The sequence below is a fragment of the Bradyrhizobium sp. WYCCWR15520 genome (genome assembly GCF_056174665.1).
On the sequence record NZ_JBWBWM010000018.1, the window covers coordinates 102,432 to 113,689 of the forward strand.

Below are 11,258 nucleotides of genomic sequence, written 5' to 3' on the forward strand. Positions count from 1 at the left end.
CGGAGTTCAGCCCAGCGGAGCGGATTCGCTTTAGTCGCGCAGGTAGCGCCAGCCGATAACGACGCCGCTCACCGAGACGATAGCGCCCAGGATCGACAGCAGCCACACCACAATGTCCCAAGCCGGGCGGTACTTCAGGAACAGTTGAAAATCGAAACTGTGCAGCGCGTTGAACAGCCAGCGATATGTGCGCCGGCTGCTGTCCACGCGGCCGATGATATCGCCGGTGACCGGGCTGATGTGAAACCACGTCTTTGCGTCATCATCAAACACCGCACGCAACACCGGCAGTTCGCGGTCATGATGATGGGCATACCAGTAAGCGTCGTATTCCTTGAGGGTCAATCGCTCCGTGATGCGAGCATGCGGCAGCAGTTTTGCTGAGGCAGTCCAGAGGCGATCCTGCGAAAGCTTTGCAAATTCGCCCGATGTCACATCCAGTGGCGTCTGCGTGCCATCACGTGATGCAACGATGATCATCGGGCTGCCATCGAGCCAGACGAAACGCGCTTCAGTCGCGCCGAATTGCAGCGTTGGCAGCTTCGCCGCAATGGTCGGTATGTCGAGCGTGATCTCGCCGGAGTGCGAGGAGACATAGAGCTTGGTACCGGCATCGTCGCCGAGCGCAATCAGATAAAGCGGTCGCAGCGGATCGTAACGGGCAGTCACGCTCCATTGGTCGCGATCAACGATCTCTTCGAGCTGCGGTGTTTTGCTCGCGGGGTGGTATTGCGCGATCGCCCGCGCCTGTCCTTCGGAGAGGTTGGTGATGGCGCGGCCATCGGCGGCAGAGATCACCTGCCGCGTGCCGTCCCAGGCAGTCATGCGATACACGGGCTCGTCGGCCAGCATCGAAAGCCGGAGATCGCGCGGATAGCGGGTGACGCCAGCCTTCTTCATTGCGTCGTCCGGCGACAACGCCACTTTCTCCCATCGGATATCGGGAAGCGCTGCCAGCCTTTCCTTGTCGGAAAGGCCGGGAAACGCGACACACATCATCACGACGCCGGAAATGAACCACATGGCGAAGAACAGGCAGGTGATGATGCCGACCCAGCGGTGGCCGATATACAGCCACCGCCGGAGCGTGCGTTTCAGGGTGCGTGACACGCTCAGAACTTCACGTTGACGGCGAGCTGAGCCGTGCGAGGCATTCCGAGCAGCCATTGAGTGGTGCCGCCCGACGTCGTGTAAATCTCATCGAAGAGATTGTAGACGCGGAATGACACGGTGGTGTTGAGATCGGGCTTCCACTGCACCCCGGCATTGACGATGTTATAGGCCGGACGAGTGACCGTGTTGGCATTGTCCGCAAAGGTCTTGCCGACGATCTGCACGCCCGCATTGGCCGACCAGTTCGGTGCAAAGGCCCATGTCGCCCAGATATTGGAGACGTTCTGCGGCACATTGACAGGCACGTTGCCGGCATAGTTCACGCTTGCGCCGCCGACCGCCTGCACGAAGTCGTCATACTTCGCGCGCAGGAAGGCCGTGTTGGCTTCGATTCGCCAGCCATAGTCGAGCAAGAGGCCGACCGATGCTTCGACGCCACGCGATGATTGCTGGCCGACCTGAACGGTCAGCGACGGAATGTTGGGATCGCGTGCGAGCAGGTTGTTCTTCACGATCTCATAGCCGGCCAGAGTCCATTCGCCGCGGCCGCCCCAGAACGATTGCTTGACGCCGATCTCGATCTGCTTGCCGGTTGCCAGGTCGAAATTTTTGTTTGCGGCGGACAGCGAGATGAGCCCGCCGACCGGATCGACCGCGGTGGAGTACTGGCCATAGAAAGCGAGATCCTTGACGGGCGTATAGACCGCACCCGCGCGCCAGGTCGTAGCGGAGAACGACTTTTCGAAGCTGTTGGCGGGCGAGACATAGTCGGTGCGTGTGATTGTCGGCTCATCCTGACGGATGCCGGCAATCAAGGATAGTTGCTCGGTGACCGACAGTCTGTTCTCGGCAAACAGCGCGTATTGGTTGGTCACGCTGCCAAAGCCGGGAACCGTGGCGTTCGGGCTGTTGAATACGCCTGGAACGAAGTTGAACGGGTTGACGGATGACAAGCCGCCATAGGGCGAATTGTTGGTATGAGTAAAATTGATGCTGTTGATGTCGAAGCCCGCGACGAACTCATTGACCATGCCAAGGACATGTCCGCGGAGTTTCGCATCCGTGCGATTGCCGAACTGCTGCTGATCGTGAAAAATCTCGATGTAACTGCTTCGATTGATCAGGCTGGTGGCGGGATTATAGGTATAGCTTTCGACGTCGTTCCAGTGTCGTTTGGAGCTCAGATAGTAGAGCGTGTTCTGAATCGAGATTCCATCAGCGACCTGCCATTCGGTCTTCACCTGGTTCCAGCTATCCTGGTAGCGGATGTGGCTGTCGCTGACGTTGTAGTTCTTGAATCGTAGCTGTTCATCGAGCTTGCCGTTCATCAACGGCGTGCCGAAGTACCGCGATGGATTGCGGTCGCCGTAGTCCGTGGACAGCGTCCAGGTGACGTCTTCGTTCTGCCTGATCTGGACTACGGCACGAAGTGCGACATTTGAGGTGTTGTCGCGATCGACCCAGCCGTCCGACAGATTGCCGGCGGCGGTGATCCGATACGCGACGCCCTTGCTGACCGGCCCGCCGCTATCCACGGCAATTCGCCGCGTCAGGTTGCTGTCCAGCGAGACCTCGGCCTGGTTGCGAGGGACCCACAACGGCAGTTTCGAAACCACGTTGATGGCGCCGCCGACCGCGCCGGCGCCATACATCACCGACGCAGGGCCGCGCAGCACCTCGATGCGCTCGGTCGACCAGGTGTCGAACGGAAACGTCACCGTGCCGGCACCGATATAAAGCTGGGTGCCGTCATACAACGTCATCACGGACCCGAGGCCGGTGAAGCCGCGGGTATTGAACGAGACGCCGCCATTGCCGGGTGCCGGGCTCGCCGTGAAGCCGGTGGCGTTTTGCGTCACCGCGTCGAGGATATTCTGCTGGCCGCGCTCGGCGATGGTTTCAGCCGAGATCACCTCCACGCTGGCGGGGGTCTGCAGCCGCGTCAGGCCGAGCCGGCTGCCAGCCGTGCTGGTGCCGGTGAGGTTGAGCGTCGGTGCGGCGAAGGCCGGACCTGTCGGCGTGGCGACCGGCGTAGCGCCGTGGACTGCCACGTTGCGTTGCTGGCGGAGACGCGCGGCGCGGCTAGCAGCGCCGCGTCGGACGCTGCGGGCATTCGCCGGCGTTGCCGACGGATGCACCACCACGGGGTCGAGCGTCTGGTTCGGCCTTCCGGATTGTGCCCAGCCATCAGCGGGAAAAAGCAGGCAGGAGAATGCAATCGAGCTGAGAAACGCCCGGCGGTGCCGCGGCGCGAAGATGGTATGGGAATTCATCAGTATAGCTCGCGATAACGTGGCACGTCACCGCGAACGCTGTTTGGCCGCTGTCTCGAGGAGAGAACGGCTCAACACCCACCAGGACACCCCGCCCAATGTGCTCGCGTGTGACCACGACTGACGGCAGGTCTCCTGGCTTGCGGGTCGTTGCCTATCGCCGCCTTCCCAGGCCCGCAGGCCCAGTGGCATTTGGCGAAGGCTCACCGCTTACAGTTGCGGGGGCAGCCACGGCGTTGGGGAAATCCCCGCACCGTATTCCCTTTTGATCTCCCGAAGGAGAACCGTCATGTTCACCATAATTTCAATTTGAAAGGGCTGTCAATCGCGCGCCTCCCCACGACTGCAACATCAGCGTGGCGCTTACTCTAAAAGAGAGCGGCTCAACGCCATCCCAAAGCGGGTGCGACGTGAGTGAGAATTGCTTCGATTACATGGGCGTTGTACTCGACCCCGAGTTGATTGGGGACGGTCAGGAGGAGGGTATCGGCTTCGGCAATCGCCTCGTCCGCTCTTAGTTGCTCGATCAGCGCATCCGGCTCGGCAGCGTAGCTGCGCCCGAAAATTGCCCGTGTGCTTTCGTCGATGAATCCGACCTGGTCTTCACCTTCGCCGCCGCGTCCGAAATACGCGCGATCGCGGTCGTTCACGAGTGCGATGATGCTGCGGCTGACCGAGATCCGCGGCTCTCGTGCATGGCCGGCCTCTTTCCAGGCAGCACGGTATGCCCGAATCTGAGCGGCCTGCTGGATGTGGAAGGCTTCTCCAGTCTCGTCGCTCTTGAGCGTCGAACTCTGCAAATTCATGCCGAGCTTTGCCGCCCAAATTGCCGTGGCATTCGAACCGGCACCCCACCAGATCCGCTCGCGAAGGCTTTCGGAATACGGCTCGAGACGCAGCAGCCCGGGCGGGTTGGGAAACATGGGCCGGGGATTTGGTTGCGCGAAACCCCGGCCGCGCAAGAGGTCCAGGAAGACCTCTGCGTGGCGCCGACCCATGTCGGCATCACTTTCACCATCGGCCGGCTGAAAGCCGAAATACCGCCACCCATCGATCACCTGCTCGGGCGATCCTCTGCTGATGCCGAGCTGCAGACGTTGGCCGGAGATGAGATCGGCCGCACCGGCATCTTCCGCCATGTAGAGCGGGTTCTCATAGCGCATGTCGATCACGGCCGTGCCAATCTCGATTCGGCTGGTCTTGGCGCCGACGGCAGCCAGCAAGGGAAAGGGGGAGGCGAGCTGGCGGGCGAAGTGATGGACGCGGAAATAAGCGCCGTCCGCACCCAACTGCTCGGCCGCAACGGCGAGGTCGATCGACTGCAGGAGCGTGTCGGCGGCTGAGCGTGTCTGGGATTGTGGAGAAGCGGTCCAATGACCAAAGGAGAGAAATCCGATCTTCTTCATAGGGGAAGTCCATCTTCACGAATAGCTTCAACCGCCTTGCAGGAGGCGATCCTTGATCCCGAGGCGCTACCCGCCATCGATAGCGAATGTCTTGTGGTCGCTTTAGGAAAACATCTGCAAGGAAACATCTGAATGTATGCTGCCTCGCTGATCATGTAATCATCGATGGTCAAGTCTGGTCTGTCTCGCCAAATATCAATAGCAAGAGCTGCCCATGTTCCTGACTGAACACGATCTGACCGAGCTGATGGCATGGCGCCGGGAACTTCACAGTAAACCCGAATTGTCGGGGCAGGAAGAAAAGACCGCGGCGGCCGTGCAGGCGCTGCTCCATGCAGCCGGCGCCGACAAGGTCGTTGCAGGGCTTGGCGGCCATGGCGTGCTCGGAATCTATCAGGGGGACGCGCCCGGCCCGACAATCATGCTTCGAGCGGAGCTGGATGGATTGCCGATACAGGAGACCTCGGAGCTGGCGTATCGGTCATTGGTGCCGGGCAAAGCGCATCTCTGCGGGCATGACGGACACATGACCATCCTGGCGGCGGTCGCGCGGGGCCTGGGTCGGCAGCGGCCGAAGCGGGGACGGGCCATGCTGCTGTTCCAGCCGGCTGAAGAGGATGGCTCCGGTGCCGCGGCGGTCCTTGCCGATGCGAAGTTCGATGAGGTGCGGCCGGATTTTGTTTTCTCGTTGCACAATTTGCCGGGCCTTCCGCTCGGGCAGGTTTCAATTGCCGAAGGTCTCGTCAATTGTGCGTCGCGCGGAATGCAGATCGTTCTGACCGGGCGGACCGCGCATGCCTCCAGCCCCGAGTTCGGCGTTTCGCCGCAACGGGCCATCGCAACGCTGTTGAACGAAATCACCGCGTTGGGACGGGGTGGTGCTCTGGATCAAGCGTTTTCGATGGTGACGGTTACCCATGCAAGGCTGGGCGAGCCGGCATTCGGCATCTCGCCCGGTCAGGCTGAACTCTGGGTGACGCTGAGGACGCTGACCGATTCGACGATGGAGCTGATACGTCAGCAGGCGGAAGATCTGGTGCAACGCGTGGCGGCGAGCGAGGGACTTAAGGTCAGAATCACCTATCGCGACGTTTTCAGTCACTGCCTGAACAATGCGGAGGCAGTTGTGCATCTAAAAGCCGCGCTCGATGCAGAAAACGTGCGACATTCCGCGCAAGGCCTTCCGATGCGGGGGTCCGAGGATTTTGGACGATTCAACGCGCGATCCAGGGCCGCGATGTTCTTCCTTGGAGCAGGGGAGCAGCACCCCAGCCTGCACGAGCCGAACTATGATTTTCCCGATGAGCTCATTGAAATTGGTGCGAGAGTCTTCATGCGGAGCCTGCGCAACCTGTTGGATTGAAACGTTTGAACACATGCAAGGCCGCAGTGATGATGGTCATCCGTCGCGTTTGACGGTCACGCAACAAATTAGAACTGATAAAAATTAGAAAGATTCAAAGCGTGATGGCGTGTCGAATCGTACGAACGAAATTCATTCGTTGAAACGTGTGTCCGAAAAATCTTCGCGCAGGAATTTAGAACAGTTAGAAAGTGCGGTGTTGCTCTATCGCCACTGATGCAATCCGCTGTGCGCACGCAGCATCACCTTAGATAGCTTCTACTCGCTGTTTTCACTTCGGAAGTTAGAACGAGCGGGGACCTGCTTGTGGGCTTTTGGGGTGGAAGTATGACGTATGAAGTCGCTGCCAGAAATGTTGTGCGCGCTGTTTCGCTGGGAGCGGTAAGTTATCTCGCGCTATCACTGGATGTTTCGAGCGGCGTTCCGAAAGCGTTTGCACAAGGCAATCTGCCGCCGGTGACGGTGGATGCTCCTTCACAGCCAAGAGCACGGCAGACAAATCAGAGATCGCAAACATCCACGTCGCGCGTGCAGCGGCGTGTTGCTGCGCCAGCGCCGCGCCGGGTGGAGCCGGTTCCTTATGTGACGCCTTCCACTGGAACGCTTGGTGCGCCCCCGGCTCCGTATGCCGGCGGACAGGTGGCGACCGGCGGAAGCCTCGGACTTCTGGGCAATCGCGGCGTGATGGATACGCCGTTCAACCAGACCAACTACACGGCGCAATTGATACAGAACCAGCAGGCGCGCACGATCCGCGACGTTCTTGCGAACGATCCTTCGGTGCGCGTCATGCAGGCGGCGGGCGGCGGCGCCGACAGTCTGTTCATCCGCGGCTTCTATTTTGACAGTGGCGATTTTGCTCTGAACGGCCTTCCGGGGATCGCTCCGTATTATTCCACTGGTGCAAACTTTATCGAGCGGGTTGAGGTCCTCAAAGGGCCGAGCGCTGTGCTCAATGGCATGACGGTGGGCGGCACCGGCGCGACAACCGGCGGTGCGGTGGGCGGCACGATCAATCTCATCACCAAGCACGCGCCTGACGTGGATATCACCCAGATAACGGGAACCTATTCGTCCAAGTCGCAGTTCGGCGAGTATATCGACGTCAGCCGGCGCTATGGCGAGCGCAAGGAATGGGGCGTCAGGCTCAACAGCACCTATTCAAACGGCAATACCCCGTGGAATCGCCAAACCGACGAGTTCGGTAATGTCGTGTTGGGCCTCGACTATCGCGGTGAGAACGCGCGCATGGAGGCTGATATCGGTTATCAGGCTGACAACCTCAAGCCGCCCATGCGGTTCTTTACAGTCCCTACCACGACAACTCTCATTCCTCCGCCGCCGAAAGCCGGACATAATTTCCAGGTTCCGTGGGCTTACTACGCGCCGACGGACTTCTTCTCGACCGTTAGAGGCGAGGTTGATGTCACCGACTCGGTGACCGCCTATGCAGCGTTTGGTTATCACGACAGCAATATCAACTATGCCTACCCTTCGCCCAACATCTCCAATACCGCGCCGGGTGCGCTAACGTCGCCTCCGGGCACTTTCCAACTCGGCGGCTTGTGGTCGCGACCGTTTACCGGAAAGGAGACGTTCGAGACGCTCGCGGGTGAGGCGGGCCTTCGTGCAACGGTCGTCACTGGTCCCGTCAATCATGCACTGAACGTCAACTACGCTATCAACGACCGAACCTATAACCAGCAGGTCCGAACACGTTCGAATAACCCTCTCGCCGATCTCATCTTCTGGAACCTCTATAGCGAGCCGACCAATATTCCCAAGCCTAACTTCGCGACATTGAGCGCCAGTCAGATTACTGGTGTGACTCTGAAAAGCGTGGGCGTTTCCGATACCATGTCGATCCTCAACAACCGCGTCCAGTTCACCGCAGGTGTTCGTCGCCAGACCGCCGGGAGTGAAGTGACGAACTTTTTCCCGACGCCGACGAGTCCGAGCCGACCCTACCAGGAAGAATCCGTGTGGACCCCGGCCTACGCCCTTCTGGTCAAGCCGGTCGAGAATATCTCGCTTTACGCAAACTATATCGAAGGGCTCCAGACACCGGTTGTCGTCTCCGGCAGCTTCCAAAACGTTGGCACCGTGTTTCCGCCTGGCAAGACCACTCAGGCTGAAACCGGAGTGAAGATCGATACGGGCCGGTTCACCACGACCCTGAGTCTATTCGATATCACGCAGCAGAGCGTTATCACGGTGCCGGGCTTCCCTCTACCGACCCGGCAGCTCAACGGCAGGCAACGCAACCGCGGTGCGGAAATCAATGTGTTCGGCGAGATCACGCCCGAAATCCGGTTGCTCGGTGGTGTGGCCCTGATCGATGGTGTGCAGGAAAAGACCGAGAACGGTACCAACGATGGCAAGAAGGCGGTCGGCGTTCCAGCGGTTACCGCCAACATCGGCGCGGAATGGGACACTCCATTTGTCCCCGGGCTTACGTTCACTGGAAAGGTCATCTATACCGCTCGGCAATATGTTAACGTAACAAACACCCTCACGATACCGGAGTGGACCCGCTTCGATCTCGGCGCCCGGTACACTTTCACCTCGCCATGGAACGGCAAGCCGATCGTGGTCCGCGCCGCCGTCGAGAACGTTGCCAACACAGCCTACTGGGCGTCTGCCTACAGCGGCGTCATCACGCTCGGCGCCCCGCGCACCTATCTTGTGTCGACGACGTTCAACTTCTGAACTCTGCGCCGCTACACATCGCTGCAATACGCGCCGCCGCGGATCTCGTCCGCGGCGGTTTTTCTTTGATCTGTATTGTCCGCAAAATTCGCTCATCGATATTGATGACAATGTGATGAAAGATTCTACGAGTGCCGAGTGTGCGATTTTCGAATCTCGAAAATTGTTCCGATCTCCCGCACTAGAATTGCAAGAAACTGCGTATCGTTTTGCAAATCAGTGGCTTGTCGTGCGGAATTGCCCGCAAGCGCGGAGGTTGCATCGTGTCACGCTATCGCCAACTTGGAGCTATTAAAAACTTCGGCGCCGATATTGCTTTGACCATCATTTGCTTCTGACTTAGTCAAACGCCATTGCTTTCGTTTTCTGAAAAAGGGGCCGAACCAATGATGGTGTTCGACAGAGACGACGTCACCTTCACCGTCGTTATCAATCACGAAGAGCAATACTCCATCTGGCCGACGTTCAAGGAAATTCCGAGCGGCTGGAAAGCGGCGGGTATGACGGGCAGCAAGAAGGAATGTCTTGAGCACATCGAGCAGGTGTGGACGGACATGCGCCCGCTGACGCTGCGCAAGTTCATGGATGAGACGGCTCCGCAGAAGTCGGCCTAGCACAAACAAGGCCCTGTTCCGATGCGGCTTCTTTGTCTGCCTTACTCCGGCGGCAGCGCCATGATCTATGCACGATGGCGCAGGCTTCTGCCGTCGTGGATCGATGTCTGCCCGGTGGAGTGGCCCGGGCGCGGCGCGCGCATGGACGAGCCGCCGATGACCGATCCGCGCGCGCTCGCCTCGCAGCTTGCTCGCGAACTTGGCGCTCAGCGTGACGCGCCTTACGCACTGTTCGGGCACAGTCTTGGTGCAGTGATTGCGTTCGAGCTCGCGCACAGCCTGCTCGATCGCGGCGCGCCGGCACCGGCCATTCTCTTTGCCTCGGGCGCGGAGGCACCGGCCGTTCGAGACGGCAGCAAATGGCGCCAGCCTCTGAGCGACGAGGCGTTGCTGCGGGAATTGCGCAACTTGCAGGGCACGCCGGAGGAAGCGTTGTCGAACGCGGAACTGATGCGATCGGCCCTGCCGGTGCTTCGCGCCGATTTCCTGATGTGCGGCGCCTATGTCTACCGGTCGCGACAACCGTTGCCGTGCCCCGTGCACGTCTTCGGCGGCATCGACGACGAAACCAGCCGCGAAGCGCTGCAGGCCTGGCGGCAAGAGACTTCGGCGTCATTCACGCTTCGTATGCTGCCGGGGCATCATTTCTTCATTCACACGCAGCAGTCTGAGCTGATCGACCTGATCGGCACGGCGCTGGCCCGGCAATCGGGGCGATCGATTGGTTTGCACCGGAGCGAGGATCATGAGCGCGTTCTCCGTCCAGCCACTCATTGAGGGCAGAAGTCTTCCGTTGCTGCTCAAGGCCGACACGGTCGGGCAGCCTCTTGGCGAGGCGCTGCCCATACTGCGCGAGACCATCGACCGGCATCTGACCGATTGCGGCGGCATCGTGTTTCGCGACTTCTCGCTCGACGGTGCTGATGCGTTTCGGACGTTCGCGGCCGGTTTCGGTCATCCGCTGCTGACCTATGAGTTTGGATCGACGCCGCGCTCGAAGGTCACCTCCGGCGTCTACACGTCCACGGAATATCCGCCGCACCAGCATATCCCGCTGCATAACGAGCAGGCCTATACGCGCGATTGGCCGATGAAGATCTGGTTCTACTGCATGCAGCCGGCGCTGGAGGGCGGCGAGACGCCGATCGCCGACAGCCGCGCCATCTATCGCGATATGCCGCCGGCGATCCGGGAGCGCTTCGCCGACAAGGGCGTGATGTATGTGCGCAACTACGGCAACGGCCTCGATGTCGATTGGCAGCAGGTATTCGGCACCGACTCCAGGTTGGAGGTCGAGGCTTACTGTGCCGCGCATGACATCGAATGCGAGTGGAAGGAAGATGGCGGGCTTCGCACGCGCCAGATCTGTCAGGGCACGGCGCGTCATCCGGTTACGGCGGAGTGGGTCTGGTTCAATCAGGCACATCTGTTCCACGTTTCGAACCTCGAGCCGGAGGTGCGCGAGAGTCTGTTCGACGTGGTCGGTGACGAGGTCGATCTGCCGCGCAATGTCTTCTACGGCGACGGATCTCCGATCGACGATGAAACGCTGTCCACCGTTCGCGGCGTCCTCGAGAAACACAAGCTCAGTTTTCCCTGGCAGGCCGGTGACGTTGTGATGCTCGACAATATGCTTACCGCGCATGCCCGCGCGCCGTTCAAGGGACCGCGCAAGGTGATCGTCGCGATGGCTGAAGCCCATCGGCAGAGCTGATCGCCTGCATTCATCGCCCCGATGATCAGGGATTATCAAGTTCGCGTTCGGACAGGATTTGGGAAG

General features: G+C 60.0%; 8 protein-coding genes and 1 riboswitch. Of the genes, 5 read left to right on the forward strand and 3 right to left on the reverse strand.

Annotated elements, in window-relative coordinates; all coding sequences use genetic code 11:
• Positions 1-30 precede the first annotated feature (30 nt).
• The 3 genes from AC0QUY_RS21495 to AC0QUY_RS21505 all read right to left on the reverse strand — a co-directional run bounded on the left by AC0QUY_RS21495 (position 31) and on the right by AC0QUY_RS21505 (position 4,792).
• Complete coding sequence (locus AC0QUY_RS21495; RefSeq protein ID WP_475388266.1) at positions 31-1,110, reverse strand: PepSY domain-containing protein; 1,080 nt, start codon at positions 1,108-1,110, stop codon at positions 31-33.
• A 2-nt stretch (positions 1,111-1,112) separates the two neighbouring features.
• Positions 1,113-3,386 (reverse strand): TonB-dependent receptor, encoded by a 2,274-nt coding sequence (locus tag AC0QUY_RS21500; RefSeq protein ID WP_475388267.1) that lies wholly within the window; start codon positions 3,384-3,386, stop codon positions 1,113-1,115.
• A gap of 108 nt (positions 3,387-3,494) precedes the next feature.
• A riboswitch (cobalamin riboswitch) is annotated at positions 3,495-3,690 on the reverse strand.
• Positions 3,691-3,769: 79 nt separating this feature from the next.
• Positions 3,770-4,792 carry an LLM class flavin-dependent oxidoreductase gene (locus AC0QUY_RS21505; protein ID WP_475388268.1) on the reverse strand — a complete coding sequence of 341 codons (1,023 nt, stop codon included), beginning with the start codon at positions 4,790-4,792 and terminating at the stop codon, positions 3,770-3,772.
• A 214-nt stretch (positions 4,793-5,006) separates the two neighbouring features.
• Here AC0QUY_RS21505 and AC0QUY_RS21510 point away from each other — a divergent pair, with 214 nt between their 5' ends.
• The 5 genes from AC0QUY_RS21510 to AC0QUY_RS21530 all read left to right on the forward strand — a co-directional run bounded on the left by AC0QUY_RS21510 (position 5,007) and on the right by AC0QUY_RS21530 (position 11,192).
• The gene (locus AC0QUY_RS21510) at positions 5,007-6,155 is read left to right on the forward strand and encodes an amidohydrolase (protein WP_475388269.1); all 1,149 of its coding nucleotides are present in this window, start codon (positions 5,007-5,009) and stop codon (positions 6,153-6,155) included.
• A 327-nt stretch (positions 6,156-6,482) separates the two neighbouring features.
• Positions 6,483-8,864 (forward strand): TonB-dependent receptor, encoded by a 2,382-nt coding sequence (locus tag AC0QUY_RS21515; RefSeq protein ID WP_475388270.1) that lies wholly within the window; start codon positions 6,483-6,485, stop codon positions 8,862-8,864.
• 386 nt (positions 8,865-9,250) lie between these two features.
• A complete protein-coding gene (locus AC0QUY_RS21520) occupies positions 9,251-9,478 on the forward strand; it encodes an MbtH family protein (RefSeq protein ID WP_475388271.1) in 228 nt (75 codons plus the stop codon).
• Positions 9,479-9,499: 21 nt separating this feature from the next.
• Positions 9,500-10,255 (forward strand): thioesterase II family protein, encoded by a 756-nt coding sequence (locus AC0QUY_RS21525; RefSeq protein ID WP_475388272.1) that lies wholly within the window; start codon positions 9,500-9,502, stop codon positions 10,253-10,255.
• Positions 10,224-11,192 (forward strand): TauD/TfdA family dioxygenase, encoded by a 969-nt coding sequence (locus AC0QUY_RS21530; RefSeq protein WP_475388273.1) that lies wholly within the window; start codon positions 10,224-10,226, stop codon positions 11,190-11,192. Before AC0QUY_RS21525 ends, AC0QUY_RS21530 begins: the two co-directional genes overlap by 32 nt.
• Positions 11,193-11,258 lie beyond the last annotated feature (66 nt).